Annotated in this window: 17 protein-coding genes; 2 read left to right on the plus strand and 15 right to left on the minus strand. The window is 34.4% G+C overall.

Annotation, left to right across the window (positions count from 1 at the left end; all coding sequences use genetic code 11):
* Nucleotides 1-204 precede the first annotated feature (204 nt).
* Complete coding sequence (locus OYT91_RS02380; RefSeq protein ID WP_281239349.1) at nucleotides 205-3,513, plus strand: chemotaxis protein CheB; 3,309 nt, start codon at nucleotides 205-207, stop codon at nucleotides 3,511-3,513.
* A 105-nt stretch (nucleotides 3,514-3,618) separates the two neighbouring features.
* Nucleotides 3,619-5,769 (plus strand): PAS domain-containing hybrid sensor histidine kinase/response regulator, encoded by a 2,151-nt coding sequence (locus tag OYT91_RS02385; protein WP_281239350.1) that lies wholly within the window; start codon nucleotides 3,619-3,621, stop codon nucleotides 5,767-5,769.
* 116 nt (nucleotides 5,770-5,885) lie between these two features.
* Here the strand turns inward: OYT91_RS02385 and OYT91_RS02390 are convergent, their stop codons facing one another.
* The 15 genes from OYT91_RS02390 to OYT91_RS02460 all read right to left on the minus strand — a co-directional run bounded on the left by OYT91_RS02390 (nucleotide 5,886) and on the right by OYT91_RS02460 (nucleotide 19,636).
* On the minus strand, nucleotides 5,886-8,132 hold the full coding sequence (locus OYT91_RS02390; protein WP_281239351.1) for a tetratricopeptide repeat protein: 2,247 nt from the start codon (nucleotides 8,130-8,132) through the stop codon (nucleotides 5,886-5,888).
* A gap of 147 nt (nucleotides 8,133-8,279) precedes the next feature.
* Nucleotides 8,280-8,495 carry a hypothetical protein gene (locus tag OYT91_RS02395; protein ID WP_269223221.1) on the minus strand — a complete coding sequence of 72 codons (216 nt, stop codon included), beginning with the start codon at nucleotides 8,493-8,495 and terminating at the stop codon, nucleotides 8,280-8,282.
* A 70-nt stretch (nucleotides 8,496-8,565) separates the two neighbouring features.
* Nucleotides 8,566-9,690, minus strand: coding sequence for an ABC transporter permease (locus tag OYT91_RS02400; protein ID WP_281239352.1), 1,125 nt, complete (start codon nucleotides 9,688-9,690; stop codon nucleotides 8,566-8,568).
* Between the two features lie 160 nt (nucleotides 9,691-9,850).
* Entirely contained in the window at nucleotides 9,851-10,957 is a 1,107-nt protein-coding gene (locus OYT91_RS02405; RefSeq protein ID WP_281239353.1) for an ABC transporter permease, read from the minus strand.
* A gap of 119 nt (nucleotides 10,958-11,076) precedes the next feature.
* Entirely contained in the window at nucleotides 11,077-11,817 is a 741-nt protein-coding gene (locus OYT91_RS02410) for an ABC transporter ATP-binding protein (RefSeq protein ID WP_281239354.1), read from the minus strand.
* A gap of 149 nt (nucleotides 11,818-11,966) precedes the next feature.
* Entirely contained in the window at nucleotides 11,967-12,863 is an 897-nt protein-coding gene (locus OYT91_RS02415) for an ABC transporter ATP-binding protein (RefSeq protein ID WP_281239355.1), read from the minus strand.
* A gap of 113 nt (nucleotides 12,864-12,976) precedes the next feature.
* A complete protein-coding gene (locus OYT91_RS02420; RefSeq protein WP_281239356.1) occupies nucleotides 12,977-13,855 on the minus strand; it encodes an HlyD family secretion protein in 879 nt (292 codons plus the stop codon).
* 70 nt (nucleotides 13,856-13,925) lie between these two features.
* A complete protein-coding gene (locus OYT91_RS02425) occupies nucleotides 13,926-15,179 on the minus strand; it encodes a TolC family protein (RefSeq protein ID WP_281239357.1) in 1,254 nt (417 codons plus the stop codon).
* Nucleotides 15,176-15,769, minus strand: coding sequence for a TetR/AcrR family transcriptional regulator (locus tag OYT91_RS02430; RefSeq protein ID WP_281239358.1), 594 nt, complete (start codon nucleotides 15,767-15,769; stop codon nucleotides 15,176-15,178). The genes OYT91_RS02425 and OYT91_RS02430 overlap by 4 nt, the downstream gene beginning before the upstream one ends.
* A 158-nt stretch (nucleotides 15,770-15,927) precedes the next feature.
* Complete coding sequence (locus tag OYT91_RS02435; protein ID WP_281239359.1) at nucleotides 15,928-16,122, minus strand: DUF6132 family protein; 195 nt, start codon at nucleotides 16,120-16,122, stop codon at nucleotides 15,928-15,930.
* Nucleotides 16,119-16,421 carry a thioredoxin gene (trxA, locus tag OYT91_RS02440; protein ID WP_281239360.1) on the minus strand — a complete coding sequence of 101 codons (303 nt, stop codon included), beginning with the start codon at nucleotides 16,419-16,421 and terminating at the stop codon, nucleotides 16,119-16,121. The genes OYT91_RS02435 and trxA overlap by 4 nt, the downstream gene beginning before the upstream one ends.
* A complete protein-coding gene (locus OYT91_RS02445) occupies nucleotides 16,418-16,621 on the minus strand; it encodes a hypothetical protein (protein WP_269223213.1) in 204 nt (67 codons plus the stop codon). Before OYT91_RS02445 ends, trxA begins: the two co-directional genes overlap by 4 nt.
* 141 nt (nucleotides 16,622-16,762) lie before the next feature.
* Nucleotides 16,763-17,620, minus strand: coding sequence for a methyltransferase domain-containing protein (locus OYT91_RS02450; protein WP_281239361.1), 858 nt, complete (start codon nucleotides 17,618-17,620; stop codon nucleotides 16,763-16,765).
* Between the two features lie 3 nt (nucleotides 17,621-17,623).
* Nucleotides 17,624-17,827: a YgaP family membrane protein gene (locus OYT91_RS02455; RefSeq protein WP_281239362.1), complete on the minus strand. Its 204-nt coding sequence runs from the start codon at nucleotides 17,825-17,827 to the stop codon at nucleotides 17,624-17,626.
* Between the two features lie 393 nt (nucleotides 17,828-18,220).
* Nucleotides 18,221-19,636: an MBL fold metallo-hydrolase gene (locus OYT91_RS02460; RefSeq protein ID WP_281239363.1), complete on the minus strand. Its 1,416-nt coding sequence runs from the start codon at nucleotides 19,634-19,636 to the stop codon at nucleotides 18,221-18,223.
* Between the last annotated feature and the right edge of the window lie 46 nt (nucleotides 19,637-19,682).

Here is a 19,682-nt window from a genome sequence, read left to right on the forward strand (position 1 = left end):
AATCTATTAAAAAAAAAGGTGCTGAAAATGTTCAAAATCAAAATAAGCTAAAAAAGTTTCGCAACATTTTGGATAGTACTGTTGATGTACTAAATTTGATATTTTCACAAATTTGGCTTTTTTAGAGTAAAAGGTGATAATAAGAAAGATAAAATGTATTTGTATTAAATGCTGTCAGGAGGTTCTGATAATTATAAAAATATAATGAAAATAATAGAAGGGGATCCAGTTTTAGAGGGAGATAAAAAGGGTTTTTCGCAAGTCCAAAATAAGATTTTGGATGGCACTGAAAGCAATGATTTTCCTATTGTAGGAGTAGGAGCGTCTGCAGGTGGTCTTGAAGCATTTGAACTTTTTTTAAAAAATTTGCCTAATGATACAGGAATGGCATTTGTAATTATTCAACATCTAGATCCCAATTACAAAGGAATATTACCTGAATTATTGCAACGTAGTACGCCCATGAAAGTGCTTCAGGCGAGTGATGAACTCAGAGTAAAACCCAATCACGTATATGTAATTCCGCCCAACAAAAGTTTATCGATATTAAAAGGAAAATTGCATTTGTTCGATCCTGTTGAAACCCGAGGATTGCGATTGCCTATAGATTTGTTTTTTCGTTCGTTGGCTCTAGATAAATTAGATAAAAGTGTTGGTATTATTCTATCTGGAATGGGATCAGATGGCAGTCTAGGTTTAAAAGCCATTAAGGAAAAAAACGGACTGGTTTTGATTCAAGAACCTACTTCTGCAAAATTTGATACAATGCCTCGAAATGCCATAGAAATGGTTTTGGCAGATATTATTGCTCCTGCAGAAGAGTTGGGAGAGAAATTAATCTCACTTTATAGATATATTCCTCCCGTTACAAAGATTACCAATATTGATCATAAAAGTAAAAGTCATCTCGATAAAATTATCATATTGCTTCGTGAAGGAACTGGGCATGATTTTTCTTCCTATAAAAAGAATACATTAATGCGTCGTATAGAAAGACGGAAAGGAATTCACCAAATAAATGAAATACAAAACTATGTACGGTTTTTGCAGGAAAACCCAAAAGAGGTTGAATTGCTTTTCAAAGAACTTTTAATTGGAGTTACCAGCTTTTTTAGAGATACTTTTGTTTGGGAAAAGCTAAAAACAACCATTCTTCCTGATTTAATAAAAGAGTTGCCAGATCGATATGTATTAAGGGCTTGGATACCAGCTTGTTCAACAGGAGAAGAAGCGTATTCATTGGCAATAGTTTTTAAAGAAGTTTTGGAAGAATTTGGGAATAAAAAAGGGCTGTCTTTACAGATATTCGCAACAGATTTAGATGTAGACGCAATAAATAAAGCGCGTCGAGGTATTTTTAGTTCTAGTATCGCTATTGATGTTTCCTCCCATCGAATAGCAAAGTTTTTTTCTGTCACAGGCGATGGTTTTCGAGTAAATGCTTCTATTCGTGAAATGCTTATTTTTGCTCCCCATAATATTATAAAAGATCCTCCTTTTACGAAACTCAATATTTTGATGTGCCGTAATATGTTAATATACATGGAGCCTAACTTGCAAAGAAAGTTGTTTGATTTGTTTAATTACAGTCTTCAACCCGGTGGAATTTTGTTGTTGGGTTCTGCTGAAACTCTAGGGCGAAATAATCAAGGATTTGATATACTTGATTCTAAATTAAAATTTTTTAAACGTACTCATTCTCCAATAATGACTGAACTAACCGATTTTCCAAGCTCATTTTCATATAATAAGAAAGAAATTAAAGAAGTAAATACAGCCCCAAAAGAAGTGGAGAATATTCAGAGCCTTGCAGATCAAATTTTATTAAAAAACTTTATTCCTGCTAGTGTTATCGTAAACGAGAAAGGAGATATCCTATATATTACCGGTAAAACAGGAAAATATCTTGAACCAGTTGCCGGCAAAGCAAACTGGAATATTCATGTTATGGCTCGAGAAGGGTTACGTAACGAATTACCTGTAGCCTTTCGTAAGGCGATGCAAAATTATGATCCAGTTATTCTTAGAAATATAAAGATTGGAACAAACGGTGATTTCAACTATGTAAATGTTACAATTCAACGTATTGACGGACCTAATTTTATAAAAGATTTGGTGATGATTGTTTTTTCAGACGTTTCGGTAATGATGGAACAAGGGGACGAAAAGTTGAAAAAAGGAAAACTGTATATTTCTGGAAGACATAGAGAATTAGAAGCTGAACTCAAGCAGAGTAACGAAGATTTGCAGAATTCCCGTGAAGAAATGCAAACCTCTCAGGAAGAATTGAAATCAATCAATGAAGAACTACAATCAACAAACGAGGAACTGCAATCTACCAATGAAGAACTAACAACTTCAAAAGAAGAAATGCAAAGTCTTAATGAAGAATTGCAAACGGTTAATGCTGAACTTCAAAGTAAACTAAGTGACTTTGAACAAGCAAATAACGACATGAAAAATTTGCTAAACAGTACCGAAATTGCAACGCTGTTTTTGGATAAGGAATTGAATATACGTCGTTTTACAGATTCGGTTACTGAAATATTTAAGCTTCGACAAACCGATACCGGAAGACCTTTTACCGATTTAGTAACCAATTTGCAATACCCAGAAATGGGGGCGCATGCAATAGAAGTGATTAAAAAATTATCTCCCATTCAAAATACAATTCCAACAAATGACGGAAGATGGTTTTCGGTTAGAATTATGCCTTACCGTACGTTAGACGATCGAATAGATGGAATTGTGATCACTTTTACCGATATTACCACTGCTAAGCAAGCAGAAGAAACATTAGTATTTGAGAATAGATACAGACGTCTCTTTGAATCAGCAAAAGACGGAATTCTTATTGTGGATGCCGAAAGCGGAAAAATTATTGACGTAAATCCATTTTTAATCGAAATGTTGGGATATTCCTATGAACAGTTTGTAGAAAAAGCAATATGGGAAATAGGATCATTAAAAGATATTGTTGCCAACAAGGAAAAGTTTTTGGAATTGCAACTAAAAGAGTTTGTTCGGTATGAAGATTTGCCACTTGAAACGGCTGACGGTAGAAATATTAATGTTGAATTTGTCAGTACTTTGTATTTGGTAAACGACAGTAAATTAGTTCAGTGTATTATTCGGGATATCTCGGATCGCAAGGCAGTGGAAGAAGCATTGGCTTTTTACGAAACTCGATACCATCATCTTTTTGAATCTGCCAAAGACAGCATCTTTTTTTTAGACCAAGAAACAGGTAAAATTACTGATTTGAATCTGTCATTAATTAATTTACTTGGACGTCCCAAAGAAGAGTGTATAGATAAACCCATTTGGGAGATGAATTTCTTTAAAAATATAATAAAAAGTAAAGATCAATTTATTGCATTGCAGCAAGAAGAATTGGTCACATATCAAAATGTACAAGTTGAATTTGATAATGGACAAAATTTAAATGTCGAGTTTACAGCAAATTGCTATTCAATAAATGGGAAAAAAATTATTCAATGTATCATAAGATAGATTGCTGATTTCAGGAGTTAAATACAATACGTGTAAAAAGAGAACAAAAGCGTAATATTAATTTATATCAAGAATAAATGTAGCATTAAATAAAGAATATTGGCCATGAAAAAAGCAGTAAAAAGTTCTGGAAAAGCAGTAACCATAAGGCAAAAAGCCGAAGAGTTACAAAAGCAAAAGCAAGTAAAATCGAACTGTACCCTTTCTGAAGCAGAGACTTTAAAACTCATACATGAACTTGAAGTACATCAGATAGAGCTTGAAATGCAAAATGAGGAACTTATATTGGCAAAAGAACAGGCCGAAACTGCTATAGAGAAATATACAGAGTTATATGATTTTGCGCCTTCAGGATATTTCAGTATTTCTAGAGATGGTAGAATTCTTACTATTAATCTAACAGCCTGTCGAATGCTTGGCAAGGAACGGTCTAGAATAATCGATAGTCAATTTGGTTTTTTTGTTACGGATGATTCAAAACGGGTTTATACTATTTTTCTGGAAGCAATATTCAAAAATAAAACCAGTCAATGCTGTGAAGTTGACCTTTCTATTAACGGTAAAGTTTTCAATGTATATCTTACAGGAATAGTTGCCGAAGAGGGAAATAAAAGTAATATAACCATTGTAGATATTTCTCAACTTAAGAAGGTAGAAGAATCTTTAAAACACAGTAAAGATCGATATATTAAACTTTTAAACATTCTTGATTCTGGTGTTGTTGTTCATGCTCCAGATGCATCAATACTCATAAGTAATCCAAAAGCAAGTGAATTATTGGGTTTGAGAGTCGATCAAATGAAAGGAAAATTAGTGATGGATGCTGACTGGAAATTTTTGGATGAAAATAAAACAGTTTTATCCTTAGAACAGTATCCTGTAAACCAAATTTTATTCACAAAACACTGCATTAAAAATTTCGTTATGGGGGTTCAAAGGCCAAAATACAATGATGTTGTGTGGCTTTTGATAAATGGTTTCCCAGTTATAGACTCCAATGGGGAAATCGTGGAAATTGTCATTAGTTTTAATGATATTACCGAAATGATACTTTTGAAGAACGAATTGACAAAAGCAAAGGAACAAGCAGAAGCTGCAAACAAAGCAAAATCAACTTTCTTGGCTAATATGAGTCATGAAATTAGAACACCATTGAATGGTATAATTGGGTTTACTGATCTAATAATGAAAACAAATCTTGATCAAGACCAATTGCAATATGTTGAAATTATAAATGAATCGGGTATTAATTTGATGGGAATCATCAATGATATTTTAGATTTTTCTAAAATTGAAGCTGGAAAATTAGAATTGAATGTTGAGGAAATAGATCTATTCGAATTAGTAAATCAAATAGTGGTTCTTTTTAAACATCAAGCCAATTTAAAAAATATAGATTTAATTCTAAATATAGGTTCCAATGTACCTCAATTTATTTTTGCAGATGCCATACGATTAAAACAAATAATTATCAACTTGATTGGGAATGCCTTAAAATTTACCAATCAAGGACAAATCAATATTGATGTCGAAGAAATTGCTTCTAATGAATCTTTTTCAACTCTCCATTTTTCTATAAAAGATACTGGGATTGGAATTAAAAAACACAATCAAGAAAAGATATTCAATTCATTCGTACAGGAAGATACTAGCACAACAAGACGATTTGGAGGTACTGGTTTGGGATTGGCTATTTCTAATCAATTGTTGGCATTGATGAAAAGTACATTACACTTGAAAAGTGAATATGGGTATGGTAGTGATTTTTATTTTTCAATTGAATTTAAAAAATCAATTTCTGAAATTAAAAAAACAATATTACCCGAAGTTAATAACAGGGAAGAAATTATATTGGAGAGTTCATGCCCATTAAAAATTCTAGTTGTCGAAGACAATAAAATTAGCATGCTTTTGGCTGTTAAACTACTCAAAAAATTATTCCCCAATAGTATGGTAATTGAGGCTTCAGATGGTAAAGAAGCATTAAAACAATATAAGAAAGAAAAAGCAGATGTTGTTTTGATGGATATTCAAATGCCTAAAAAAAATGGTTATGAAACTACTGAAGAAATAAGAAAATTAGACGTCGCCGAAAAGACACCAATAATCGCTTTAACTGCCGGTACCTTAGTCGAAGAAAAGGAAAAATGTTTGCAATACGGTATGAATGGTTATATCTCTAAACCCATAAATCTCTCTGATCTGCGTGATGCTTTAAAAAAGTGGGTAAAAGTAAAACCATTGGAACTAGACTAATTAAAATAGATTTTGTAAAAAATAGAAAATCAAAAAGGAATACATTTATTTTTATAAAGAATTATGTTTAGTACTGCTTCAATTGTAATTAATTGGAAAATTGTTTTAATGCAAAACTATTTTTGTATCCCAAAATTTCTAAACAGCTCTTGGTAATTTGGATTAGTTGCGTCCATCTGATATAATTGATAAGCCGTTTGTTGTGCTTTTAACTTATTACCCGTTTGTATATAAACAAAAGTAAGTCCATAATACAAATCGGGTGTGCTGGGACTAAATTTAATTCCTTTTAAGAAAATAGCTTCTGCTTCTTTATATTTTTGATTGGCATTAAGCATTAATCCATAATTATAATACACTCTTGGATTTTGAGATTTAAGTTCTACTGCTTTTGCAAAAGATTTTTCGGCAGCGGGTTTGTCATTCATTTCGTTATACAATAAGGCTAAATTGTAATAAATGCGTTCATTGTTTTTGTCATTTGCCAAAGCTCTTTTTAGCATTTGCAATGAGGCGTCATTTTTTCCAACAGCATTGTATAATGAGGATAAATTGAGTAATGCATAATTCATCTGATTGTCTTTTTTAAGCCCTTTTAAATAAAAAGATTCAGCGTTTTTATAATCTTGTAACTTTAGATAATAATCGGCAATCATTATATTTCCAACAGAGAAATCAGTTTGATACCGAAGGTAGCTCAGTAATTCAGTATTAGCTGCTTCAAAAGCATTTATATATTGACTAGGAATTTGGTCTTTTGGCAGTGTTATGAAAAGATCTGCAGCTGCAATACGAACTGCTCTTACTTTATCAGACAATAAAGGAGCTACTTTTTCAATCCAATTCGCTGGAGGAAAATTTGTCAAAGAACGTAACGCTCTATATCTTACTTGTGCATCTTTTTGGTTCAAACAAGTCAATAAAGTGTTTAAACTTGTTTGGTTTGGGATACTTCCCAAATAAAATGCAGCTGTAGCTTTAATTATATTGGGCGTATTTTTGTCAATTATTAATTTAGTTAGATGTGGCTCACTTTTGGAATCCTGTTTGCTCCCAGGTATCAAATCATCTGCAAAATGATACTTTCGATTAGGACCATACCATTTTACAACAGCTTCTGCTAAAGCTTTTTCCGATTTGTCTTTATGACAATTACTGCATGCATTTGGAGTGCCATATTGAACGGAAAGATCAGGGCGTGGCACTCTAAAACTATGGTCGTGTCGCAGATCATTTCCCATGTATAATTTTCCGGGCATGTGACAGTTTACACAGGAAGCACCTTTTGTTTCCTTAGTATGAAAAGTATGTTTTGGTGTATCATATTTTGTAGCTACATGACATTGAGTACAAGTTTGATTGCCAATAATTTTTAATTTGGTACTATGCGGATTATGACAATTACTGCATTTAATCCCTTTACTAAACATTTTACTTTGTAGAAATGAAGTGTAAATATAATCTTCGTCATCGACTTGTCCATCGGCATGGAAATACTCGGTATCCGGAATTTGAGGAATATAATTGTCCATAATTTCAGGACTGTCAATATGTTTTGGACTGATTTCGGAGGCTCGCACATGACAAGGAGCACAGGTATTGATTTGTTCCAATTGCCCTGATTTTTTTCCTAATTTCATAAAACTGCCTTTCACTTTCTCACCCGATTTGTAATCGTCGCTGTTTACATAACCAAAGTGTTTTTGTCCCGCTCCATGACAACTTTCGCAACTTACATTGATGATACTATAACTGGTTTTGTAGGTATCAGTTTTTGTATCGTAATTTTTGTGCAAGTTGGTCGAATGGCAGGTAGCGCACATGGTGTTCCAGTTTTGGGCATTTCCTGTCCAATGCAACCAATCATGCGAAGGTATTTTTTGGCCAGCATATTGATTGAACCATATTTTTTTATTGACATCCCAACTCAAACGAGGAACTTGCATTCTTCCACCAGGAAAAAAAACTAAATATTGTTGTAAAGGTTTGTATCCAAAGATATAGATTACCTCAAAATCATGGTTTTTACCATCATCTCCTTCGGTATTGATGAAGTATTTAGAGCCTTTTTTATAAAATTTACTGGTGACACCATCAGCAGTGAAAGTCACATTGTTGAAATCCCCTTTTACAGTTGAATCATTAGCAGGAAGCATCGACATATAATGATCGGATTGTTTCCATTGCTGGTGCTCATTAGCATGGCATTTTATACAGGATTTGTCTCCTATAAAAGCATTGTTAAAAGAGAGAACTTCGGTGTAATCATTATCTTTTGAACTGTAACTTTTTACAATAAAAAAACTAAAAATTCCAAAGATAACAAGAAGAATTAAAACAACTATTGATGATTTTTTAAGCATGAAGGATAGTTTGCTCAAAAATATAGAATTATCAAATAGTAGCAAAGCGGATTTTAATGAAAAATCAACTGAAAATGAGATGTTTTAAAAAAAAAAGAGTGTTTGCAGGTACAAACACTCTTTACGGGTCATTATAAATTAATTACATTACGCTTTCTTTTCAGCTTTTGCAGCACAACAAGCTTTTTTTGTTTTGTCACAAGCTTTCTTTTCTTCAGCAGTACAATTTTTATGGTCTTTTGTACATGCTTTTTTTGTTGTACTTTCTGTTTTAGTTGTTGTTTTTGGTTTGGTTTCTTGAGCATTAACATTCATTCCAATTGAGAATAATGCTACAGCTAAGAGGGTTACAATGTTTTTCATATTAATTTATTTTTATAGGTTCTTGTTTTTTGATGATTCAAATGTATTTTTTATTTTTAAAAAATGGATATCAATTAACTTTTTTATAACTAAAAATAGCTAAAGTATTTAGAATAATAGCATAACCTGTTATGATTGAAAATTGAGTCGTAATATCCGAAAATGTAGCACCTTTGAGCATTACCATTCGGATGATTTCTACAAAATACCGAATGGGATTAAATAACGTAATGTTTTGCGCCCAATTTGGCATACTCTCAATGGGTGTGAATAATCCGCTCATTAAAATAAAAATCACCATAAAAAACCAAGCTATAAACATGGCTTGTTGTTGGGTATCTGTATGGTTGGAGATAAATAATCCGATGCCTAAAATAAGCAATAAATACACAGAAGTAAAGGCATATATTAAACCCAAACTGCCCAACATTGGGACATTGAAAACGAGTTTTGCAATTAATAAACCTATACTTAAAATTACCAAACCAAGGACCCAAAAAGGGAATAATTTGCCTATAATGAATTGGTGTTTTCGGATTGGAGTTACATTAATTTGCTCCAAAGTACCGATTTCTTTCTCCCGAACGATATTCATGGATGATAGAAAAAGGGTAATCATGGTGACCAATAATACCAAAATTCCAGGCACCATATAGGTTTTATAGTTCAACGTGTTGTTGTACCAAAAGGAAGGAATGGTGGCTATATTTTGTGGTGCAATCAATAAACCATCATTATAATGCAAAAGTTCGCTCTGGATTTTTTGGTTGTACGTTCCGATGATTTGCGAGATATAGACATTTTCAACTCCCGCCGAAGCTCCGTCAATAGCATTGATGCTTACGGAAAGCGTTGTGGTTTTAGCAGTGATGAGGTTGCGTTCAAAATGGGTTGGAATTTCGAGGATGATATCGACGTTTCCTTTTTGCATTTCGAGATTGGCTTCTGATTTGGTGTCGAATTGGTTTACTATTTTGAAGGAATTTGAGGCTTGAAATTTACTGATGAGTTCCCTTGAAGCGGCAGAATGGTCGTGGTCGATATAAGAAAATTTGATGTTTTGAACTTCAAAACTGGCGGCGTTGGATAATATTAAGAGTTGAATTAAGGGTAAAACAAATATAATGGGAAGCATTCCTTTGTCTCTAAAGATTTGTCTGAATTCTTTTTGGATGATGAATAGGATTGTTTTCATTTTGAAGTTTTTTACAGTGATGTTTTTTACAGTGATGTTTTTTTACCGCAAAGGCGCAAAGGCGCAAAGAGGAAAGTGTTTTCAATGCTAAAGTATAAAGATTTCAATTTTTTGATTTCTTAGTCAATTCTCTCTGCTCTATATTCTTTTTTCTTTTTCACTATTCCAGTCTAATTTTATATTTTTTGACGCTTACTGCTATAAAAAACACTGTCATGCCAATCAGAATTAAGGTCTCTTTCCAGATGGTATAAATGGTGGCTCCTTTGAGCATGATGGCTTTGATAATGATGATGAACCACTTGGCGGGGATGATGTTACTCATGATTTGGAGTGGTAGCGGCATACTCGAAATGGGGAATATAAACCCCGACAATATGATTACAGGAAGCATTAATCCCGCTAACGAAAACATCATGGCGGTTTGTTGTGATTGAGCAATCGTAGAGATTAAAATCCCTAGTGACAATGCTGTGATGATGAATAAAATGCTTTCTAATGCCAATAAAAGCAAACTTCCTTCAATGGGCATTTTGAAGACAAAAACGCCCAAAAGTAAAATGATTGTCGCATTGATTATCGATAGAAAAATGTATGGAAAAACTTTACCTATAACGACTTGAAAGGGTTTTATGGGCGAAACCAAAAGGACTTCCATAGTGCCCATTTCTTTTTCGCGTGTAATCGAAATGGAGGTCATCATGGCCGAGACCAACATTAAAATCACCGTCATCACGCCGGGCACAAAAGTAAAAACACTCTTGAGTTCGGGGTTGTAATAAAGTTGGGTTTGTGTCTGGATTTGATAAACAGGTTTACTGTTTTTGTTGATTTCTTGTGAATAATTCTGTAAAATGGCGTTGATGTAATTGGTAATTGTATTGGCCATATTCGGGTCGGTGGCATCGGTGATAACTTGTACTTTGGCTACTTTTTGATTTTGCAGGTTTTGAATAAAGTCTTTTTCGAACACCAATACAGCTTTTACTTTTCCGGTTCTGAAAACGCTTTCTATTTGGGTTTCATGAGTGATTTGATTCTGAATTTTGAAATATTTGGATGCACTTATTTTATTGATTATTTGTTGGGTTTCGGTGTCTTTGGATTGGTCGAAAATAGCAATATTGACATTGTTGATTTCATTGGTAATCGCAAAGCCAAAAAGCATGATTTGAACCATCGGCATTCCGAAAAGAATAAACATAGTACGTTTGTCCCGAAAAATGTGGTAGAATTCTTTTGTTACAAAACCGATGAATCTTTTCATTTTTTTTAAAATTGTTTAAAAATTTTTTGAACCATTAAGATATTAAGTTTATTAAGTTGCTCCCTTTCTTAATTTTCTTAATCTCTTAATGGTTTAATCTTTTGTTCCCCCTTCGGGGGTTAGGGGGCTTCTACATTTCTAGCGAGTTTTAGGAAAACATCATTCATAGAATCAACATTGTATTTTTGTTTTAAATTTTTCGGACTGTCGAGGGCTTCTATTTTTCCTTCGACCATAATCGATACTCGGTCACAATATTCGGCTTCATCCATATAATGCGTGGTGATAAATACAGTGGTACCTTTGTGTGCTTCGGCGTAAATCATTTCCCAGAATTGCCTTCTTGTTATGGGGTCAACACCTCCTGTGGGTTCGTCCAGAAAAACTATTTTGGGTTCGTGCAGCAATGCAACCGAAAAGGAAAGTTTTTGTTTCCAACCTTGTGGCAAGGATTTAACCAACTTATTGGCGACTTCCTGTAGTTCTAGATCCTGAATTAATTGAACTGTTTTTTCTTTGATTTGAGCACGGGACAAGCCATAGATTCCGCCAAAGAAAGTGATGTTTTCTTTGATGGTCAAATCGTCATACATCGAGAATTTTTGACTCATATACCCAATACTTTTTTTGACCATTTCGGCATGTGTTTTTACATCAAATCCAGCTACGAGAGCTTCACCCGAACTGGGTTTCGAAATTCCGATAAGCATTTTCATAGCCGTTGTTTTTCCAGCTCCATTGGCACCCAGAAAACCGAAAATCTCTCCTTTGTACACATCAAAAGAAATACTGTCGACTGCTGTAAAGTTGCCAAATTCTTTGGTGAGCTTGTTTACGGTTATGATTTTTTCTTGGCTCATTTTAGTTAATTATTTAAACACAGATTACACAGATTAACATAGATTTTTTTTAGGTATAAATCACACAGATCTATAGAATTATTTTTTTTAAATCAGATTCAATACAAACCAATCTGTGCAAATCTGTGTAAATCTGTGTTTAACCTTTTTTACAAATCCATAAAAACATCTTCTATGGTTGGTTTTATGATTCGGATTGCTACCTCTATATGTTTTTTTTCTTCTAAATAATTCATTAATGCATCAGGATCAAATTCTGTTTCCTTGTCAGTATAATGAATCGATTCCCCAAAGGCATAAACGCTGTACTGACTCGGATAATTTTTTAAATCGAGTAGGAGCTGATATGTGTTTTTGGCTCTCACATCATAAATGGTTTTCTCGTATTTCTCGATGATGTTTTGAGGGGAATCAATTTTTAAGATTTGTCCTTTTTGGATCAAAGCAATTCGGTCACACAAAGCAGCCTCGTCCATGTAGGGTGTTGAAACCAATATCGTAATTCCTTTTTGTTGCAATCGCTTGAGCATTTGCCAAAATTCTTTTCGGGAAACGGGATCTACTCCAGTTGTAGGTTCGTCCAGAAATAGAACTTTTGGTTTATGAATTAAAGCACAACACAAAGCCAGTTTTTGTTTCATTCCACCCGAAAGCGCACCAGCTCTTCGGTTTTTAAAAGGTTCTATTTGAATGTAAATATCTTTGATCAAATCGTAATTTTCTTGAATGGTGGTTCCAAAAAGCGTCGCAAAAAAAGTCAGATTTTCTTCGACAGATAAATCTTGATACAAGGAGAATTTACCCGGCATATAGCCCACACAATTCCGAATCGATTTGTATTGTTTTACAACGTCAAAACCCGCTACGGATGCAGTTCCTTCATTGGCAAAAAGCAACGTGGTCAATATCCTGAAAAGTGTCGTTTTTCCAGCGCCGTCAGGACCAATGAGACCAAATATTTCCCCTTCACTTACTTCAAAAGAGAGGGCATCAACGGCTTTTATCTTGTTGTACGACTTGGAAATATTTTGGACGGTGATGCTCATTTTTTTGGAGGAAGTTTAAATGTTTAAAGTTTAAAGTTTTTGAACCATTAAGGGATTAAGCTTAATAAACTTAATTTCTTATTGGTTTAATTTTTGTTTTCCCTTCTCAACGGTTAGGGGGTTATCCACATTTCGGCAGGCATTCCTATTTTAAGACTTCCATCATTTTTCACTTCGACTTTTACGGCATAAACCAAGTTGACTCTTTCTTCTTTAGTTTGAATGATTTTTGGCGTAAACTCAGCTACCGATGAAATCCAAGAAATGGTTCCCGGATACGATTTCATTTCGCTTCCATTATCAATTTTTACGGTTACTTTTTGATTCAGCTTTATTTGAGGAAGTTGTGTTTCACTAATGTATACCCGTAAAGTCATTAGACCAAGATTGGCTATTTTATAAATTGGTTTTCCAAAGGAGGTAATCTCATTGGGTTCGGCATATTTTGCCAAAACGGTCGCCTGGATAGGATTGATGATTTTACTTTTTTTAATTTGGTCATTTGTCTTTTCGATTTGAACATCAAGCGAAGCAATTTCGTTTAGAATGGGGGCATTTTGGGTTTGAACCCCTTTTATTTGCTCCTTTATAACCGCTATTTTTCCTTCTATTTCATCTACTTGGCGTTTGGTGGCTGCATTTTCGGCAAACATATTCTGAATCCTTTTTTGTTCTATCAAAGCTGTTTTGAGTTGTGCTTGCAAGATGCTGATTTGGGATAAAACATTGGCCGATTTAGAATACACCGTTTCTTTTGAGGCCAAAAGTTGTTGCTTGTTGTAATGCAATTGCGTAGTATCTACCAATCCTACCAAAGTATTTGACTGTATTATGTCACCTTCTTCGAGATTTAAATACTCCAGTTTTCCATTGGCTTCAGCCGAAATGGTAACTTCAGTTGCTTCAAAATTGCCATAACCATCGGCTTTGCTGTCGTTGCTATTGCACGAAAATAGACTTGTTAAGAGTAATATTGTAATTAGATGTTTCATTTGCTTAAAGATTTATTCGTTTGTAACACCTTTGTCAAAGTTTTAAACTTTGACAAAGGTTGTAGATTTACTAAAGGCTTCCTTTTGTAACTTGATAATTGGCTTTGGCGAGTTCCAATTGTATTTCGTGAATTTTTTGACTGTTTTTGGCTTCAAACAAATTGGTAAATTCGGTCAAATATTCGGAGGCGGTAATGACGCCGTTTTTTAATTGTGAACTGGCCGATTTTTCTACATATTCTCGTAGTGTGATTATTTCGGTATCGGTTGCAATGTTGGCTTCTGATTTTTGAATTTCAGCACTGATTTCCTGTAATTGAATGTTGTTATTGAGCAAGAAAGTTTCTTTTTCGGTAGCGACAATGTCAGCGGAAACGGACAGTGCTTCCTTTTCGGATTTCGATTTATTCCAATCAAATACATTCCAATTGGCTTTTAAACCAACCATTAGAATAGGTTCAAATGAATTTTCAACCATATTCAATCCTGGATTTCCATAACCAGCAATTCCAAAGGCGTTTAATTTGGGTAGATTGTTTTTGGCAACTATGCTTTTTGAAGCTTCTATTTGCTGATGTTGCAATTCGAAATATTTTAATTCAGGACGATTTATAGTGGTATTGGTTTCAGAAGCAATTATTGGTTTTTCTAAAGTAGTTGTTTCTGAAATATTGGAATAGGTTAAGGCAGAAAGATTCTCGAATAGTTTTTTCTTATCGAATTGAATTTCTGAAAGTTGTTGTTTTATTTTTAAATTTTCGGCTTCTAATACTTTTTCGGAAGCTGGTAAAATGGCGCCAAATTGAATGCCCGATTTCACCTCTTTTATTTTTGAATCTAATTGTTTTTGTTTGGTGATCAAAAGATCTTTTCGCTCTTGCAAAAGGGAAATAGAAAAAAACAACTGATTGATTCTAGATTTGAGTTGGTATAAATTGACCTCGACTTGTTGTTGCTGGGTTTCGGTTTGCGCTTCTTTGAGTTTGGTATTAGCATCAATCAATCCACCATTATATAATAACTGATTCACATCAAGAGTGGCTTTGTATTGGTCTTTATTTAGGGGGCTTACAAAAGGGTTTGGGATTTCGGTCACTTGGTTTTGGTAGGTTCCCTGTGCATTCAAATCAATTTTTGGCAGTTTACCGGTTTGCAAAGCATTGACCTCATAATCGGATTTTTGCTGTAACAAATCGATTTGTTTGGCTGTTGGATAATTTTGACGCACCAGAGAATAACAATTTTCCAATGTTATTTTTTGCTGCGCTTGTACAAAAAAGGATACTAGAAATAGAAGGGTAAAGGTATATGTTGAAGTTCTCATTTTTTTATCGAATTAATAATCGTTTCGGCTATGCTCGTTTTTCGTTCCTCCATCATTTCGTCGAATTCAGTTTCTGAAAGCTGAATAATGCCTCGTACCATCATTTTGGCTGCAAAAGGAAAAACGGTCATTGAAAAAATATCCAAAAGAAGTTGTTTAGGGTTCATTGGTTTTATAATTCCGCTGGCTATTTCTCTTTCTATTTGGGCTAATAATGGAGTAGGGTTGGGACGGTTTTTATGATTTAGAAATTTCAGTACGAATTCGGGATTGTTGTTCATTTCCTGAATGACAAATGGTGGCAAGTAGGGATTGAGAATGACGAACGATATATAGCTATGGGTAAATTTTCTAATTTTTTCAAAAACCGTATCCTCTGAATTAAATATCTCATTAATCTGTGGTGCCAGTTGAGAGAAAGCATTCATGAACACCGCTTCAAAAAGCAATTGTTTGTTTTTATAACAATAATGCAACATGGCTTTGTTAATACCAGCTTCATCCGCGATTTCTTGCATGCGAGCGCCAGAGAATCCTTTTTTTTGGAACACTATTCTGGCGGCATTGAATATTTTTTCTTCGGTTGTCATTGTTTCTAACTATATGGTTTAACCATTTGGTTAACAAAGATAGGTAAAAAAAGTATTTCGGGTTGAAATACTTTGTGATTTTTTTTGACACAGATTACACAGATTACCACAGATTAATTTGTGCTAATTTGTGAAATTAGTGGCTAATATTTTTTCATCTATTTTCTTTCTTCTTTCACAAATATATTAAACAATAATCCACCTAGTAAACTGCCGTAAAGTGTCGAGTTTACCGGTTTTGAGGTTATGGCACAACTGCCCGACGCACATCCCACGAAGTGATAATACAAATAGCCGCCCATGGCACCAACGACAATTCCGATGCCCGTGATAATGATCGCTTTCTGGGTCATGAGTTGCTTTTTTCTACAATTACTTTAATTAAATCAGTAGCGCCCAAAACTCCCGATTGTCTCCATAATTGCTTTCCGTTTTGGAAAAGAATCATAGTAGGAACTCCACGAACTTGGTACTGCGAAGCGATTTGTTGGTTCTTGTCCACATCAATTTTGATGATGGAAATGCGTTCACCCAAATTGTCTTTGACTTGTTTTAAAATGGGAGCCAATGTTTGACAAGGCCCGCACCAAGTGGCAAAAAAATCAACCAAAACTGGTTTGTCGGATTGAATAATGTTGTTGAAATTGCTCATTTTTTGGTGTATTTATTTCTGGGAATGGAGCAACCATTGGGTCCACAGCCCGTATTGAAAATTGCTTGAACAAAGAAAAACAGTCCGAAGGCTATAAAAAACCATTCGTGTGTGTAGTAAGCCTGTGCAAATAAGAAAACAGCAAAAGCCAAACGAAAAATTCGCATAACGTGCCAGTTGCTAAATAGTAATTCTTTCATTTTTTAGGTTTATAAAAAGTTTAAATTGTTTGAAATCCGGCAAGGTTTCAAAAACCTTGTAGGTATGTTTCTTGTTTTCAATATACCTACAAGGTCAAAAAAAGAACTTGCAGGAAAGCTGGTACTGAATGGTCTCCTGCTTTAACTTGATAATTTTTTTATTTTCAATAACTTTTGTCCAATTTTATATTTGACATCATAAGCAATTTCTTTTTGCAAAGTTTCTAAAGCTATTTCAGTTTTGCTTACGAGTAATACTTCTGCAAAACTTGTGCTCATGCTTACATTTAAAACGCCTTCAAATTGTTTAAATTTTTCGGTAACCGTATTTTTGCAACCACTACAGGTAATTCCTTCGAAGGGATATAAATTGACAAGCACTTCATTATTTTTTTGCAATTCAATGAATAATTCAGAACCCGTTCTTGGCATGGCAGAATCTTGACAAACTTCCATTTTTAGAAAATGAAAACTAGCATTAAAAAGCAATTTATATTCTTCTAGGCTTCCGCCAAAAGGTGGGCCATTTTCAAAAGCACGATTGAATAATAATCCAATAATTTTGCCTTTTTGGGCAAGTAGCTGATGCATTTTCCAAACGTATTTTTGGCGCATGGTGGGTGGCAAAGCGCAAAAGAAGGTTTGTTCGATTATAAACTCGTATTCCCCTTGATGTTCAAAAAAGTCACCCAAAACGATGTTGATGTTGGGATTGTCTTTGAATTTGTTTTTTAGGTTATCGACTAATGTAGGTGCGATATCAATGACGGTAACATTTTTAAAACCTTTTTCAAGAAGATAAACCGCTTCATGAGTATTTCCGCAGCCAGGTATTAAAATTCGACTGTTTTTATTTTCTAAAGTATTGATGTAATGTTTTATGGGTGGAGATACTTCGCCAAGATCCCAACCTGTTGAATTGGCTAGGTATTGATTGTCCCAATAGGTTTGATCCAAAGGTTTTTCACAAGATAGCACACAGCATTTTAGTTCCTCCATAATTTATATTTTTTTTCGTGTATTTAATCCAAAAGGCAAGTACAAAGGGCAAATTCCAATAAAACTGGTTAAAACAAATACTACTGCTAAAGCAAGAAGAACGTATGCGAGTGTGCCACTTATGATTCCGGTGTATGTTAAAACAGTTAAAATAATTGCTATAAATAATCGCACCAACTTGTCTGTAGAACCCATATTTTTTTTCATAATAAATTGTTTTTTTTTAATGATTTTATTTTTTCTTAGTTGTAAAACAGGTAATTAAAGTTACGTATAAAAATCTTTCTCTGAAAATATTTTAATTGAAACAAAATTGTTTCGATAAAGTGATGCTCTTAGAGTAATGGCATTAAGTTAAGGTATGAATATTAAAACGGAAGCTGATTTTTGACAACAAAGGCAATAGTTTTTATAAAATCGATAAACGAGAATGGTTAATTTTCAATCTAAAATTTCTTAACGTTACGTTTTTTTGCGTGAGGGATAGGAGCTAGCTACCAAAGTAGCGCGGATAGCCCGACAACAGTAGGGAAATGGGCCGAATAGTTAGTGTAATAAGTTGGCCCATTTTCCTACTGGTGGCACGCCCTAATTGTTCTTTTATTTCAAAATTTTACTTTGGCAGACAAAATCGGTTCTTGGGATATCTGTTTTTGCAATGGCATTGAAACCACCTTCAATCTCGGTGAAATTTCTAAATCCTCGAGACTGCAAAATGGAAGCGGCAATCATGCTGCGGTAACCGCCGGCACAATGCATAAAAAAGTGCTCTTTTGGATCGATATCTTTTATCCAATCATTGATGTTTGCCAGGGGTTTGCTGTAGGCATCTTCGATATGTTCGGCACTGTATTCGCTTTCTTTTCTAATGTCAATGATTTTGCTTTCGCCAATTTTCATTAGCGTTTTGAATTGGTCTGCATTGATTCGGTTTATGGTGTCTATTTCTTTTCCTGCTTTTTTCCAAGCTTCAAAACCACCTTCTAGATGACCCAATAAATGATCAAAACCAACGCGACTCAATCGGGTTACCGTTTCTTTTTCTCTTCCCACTTCGGTAACTAAAATAATTGGTTGTTTGACATCGGCGATCAAAGCGCCTACCCAAGGGGCAAAATCGCCATCGACGCCAATGTTTATGGATTGGGGAATAAAACCTTTGGCAAAATCACTGTTGTTTCGAGTGTCTAGGATTAAAGCGGCAGTACTTTCTGCTATGGTTTCAAATTCAGCTACAGATATACCTTTTAATCCAAGGTCTAAAACATTCTCAAAACTAGTGTATCCTTTTTTGTTCATGGCAACATTCATTCCAAAATAAGCTGGAGGAGGGAGCAGACCGTCTGTGACTTCATTGATGAATTCGGCTTCGGTCATATTGGCTCTCAGTGCATAGTTGGTTGCTTTTTGATTCCCAATTGTTGATACTGTTTCTTTGCTCATGTTTTTGCCACAGGCACTTCCTGCACCATGGGCGGGATATACGATTACATCATCTGCAAGAGTCATGACTTTGTCTCTTAAGGAATGGAAAAGTAATCCTGCCAATTGTTCTTGAGTCATTCCAGCAGCTTTTTGGGCCAAATCAGGTCTTCCTACATCGCCAATGAATAAAGTATCTCCAGAGAAAACAGCATGGTCTTTTCCGTTTTCGTCGACTAGCAAATAAGTAGAACTTTCCATAGTATGACCAGGAGTGTGCAGTACTTTTATTTTGATATTTCCAATTTCAAAAATTTGATTATCTGTAGCAACAATGGCATCAAATTCTGGTTTTGCGGTTGGTCCGTAAACGATTGCAGCTCCAGTTTCTTTGCTTAAATCCAAATGACCCGAAACAAAATCGGCATGAAAATGGGTTTCGAAAATGTATTTCAATTTGACTCCATCACGTTCGATTCTATCCAAATAGGGTTGTGTTTCTCTAAGTGGGTCAATTATTGCCGCTTCCCCATTAGAAGTGATATAATAGGCTCCTTGTGCTAAACAACCGGTATATATTTGTTCAATTTGCATGATTTTTTAATTTTAATGTGATACAAAGTTAATCTCGATTTTCGGA

The sequence above is a fragment of the Flavobacterium praedii genome (assembly GCF_026810365.1).
Lineage (GTDB): Bacteria > Bacteroidota > Bacteroidia > Flavobacteriales > Flavobacteriaceae > Flavobacterium > Flavobacterium praedii.

What these genes read in the sequence shown, in the direction of transcription:
- OYT91_RS02380 (WP_281239349.1), top strand. Translation starts at nt 205, where the DNA reads ATGAAAATAATAGAAGGGGATCCAGTTTTAGAGGGAGATAAAAAGGGT.
- OYT91_RS02385 (WP_281239350.1), top strand. Translation starts at nt 3,619, where the DNA reads ATGAAAAAAGCAGTAAAAAGTTCTGGAAAAGCAGTAACCATAAGGCAA.
- OYT91_RS02390 (WP_281239351.1), bottom strand. Translation starts at nt 8,132, where the DNA reads ATGCTTAAAAAATCATCAATAGTTGTTTTAATTCTTCTTGTTATCTTT.
- OYT91_RS02395 (WP_269223221.1), bottom strand. Translation starts at nt 8,495, where the DNA reads ATGAAAAACATTGTAACCCTCTTAGCTGTAGCATTATTCTCAATTGGA.
- OYT91_RS02400 (WP_281239352.1), bottom strand. Translation starts at nt 9,690, where the DNA reads ATGAAAACAATCCTATTCATCATCCAAAAAGAATTCAGACAAATCTTT.
- OYT91_RS02405 (WP_281239353.1), bottom strand. Translation starts at nt 10,957, where the DNA reads ATGAAAAGATTCATCGGTTTTGTAACAAAAGAATTCTACCACATTTTT.
- OYT91_RS02410 (WP_281239354.1), bottom strand. Translation starts at nt 11,817, where the DNA reads ATGAGCCAAGAAAAAATCATAACCGTAAACAAGCTCACCAAAGAATTT.
- OYT91_RS02415 (WP_281239355.1), bottom strand. Translation starts at nt 12,863, where the DNA reads ATGAGCATCACCGTCCAAAATATTTCCAAGTCGTACAACAAGATAAAA.
- OYT91_RS02420 (WP_281239356.1), bottom strand. Translation starts at nt 13,855, where the DNA reads ATGAAACATCTAATTACAATATTACTCTTAACAAGTCTATTTTCGTGC.
- OYT91_RS02425 (WP_281239357.1), bottom strand. Translation starts at nt 15,179, where the DNA reads ATGAGAACTTCAACATATACCTTTACCCTTCTATTTCTAGTATCCTTT.
- OYT91_RS02430 (WP_281239358.1), bottom strand. Translation starts at nt 15,769, where the DNA reads ATGACAACCGAAGAAAAAATATTCAATGCCGCCAGAATAGTGTTCCAA.
- OYT91_RS02435 (WP_281239359.1), bottom strand. Translation starts at nt 16,122, where the DNA reads ATGACCCAGAAAGCGATCATTATCACGGGCATCGGAATTGTCGTTGGT.
- trxA (WP_281239360.1), bottom strand. Translation starts at nt 16,421, where the DNA reads ATGAGCAATTTCAACAACATTATTCAATCCGACAAACCAGTTTTGGTT.
- OYT91_RS02445 (WP_269223213.1), bottom strand. Translation starts at nt 16,621, where the DNA reads ATGAAAGAATTACTATTTAGCAACTGGCACGTTATGCGAATTTTTCGT.
- OYT91_RS02450 (WP_281239361.1), bottom strand. Translation starts at nt 17,620, where the DNA reads ATGGAGGAACTAAAATGCTGTGTGCTATCTTGTGAAAAACCTTTGGAT.
- OYT91_RS02455 (WP_281239362.1), bottom strand. Translation starts at nt 17,827, where the DNA reads ATGAAAAAAAATATGGGTTCTACAGACAAGTTGGTGCGATTATTTATA.
- OYT91_RS02460 (WP_281239363.1), bottom strand. Translation starts at nt 19,636, where the DNA reads ATGCAAATTGAACAAATATATACCGGTTGTTTAGCACAAGGAGCCTAT.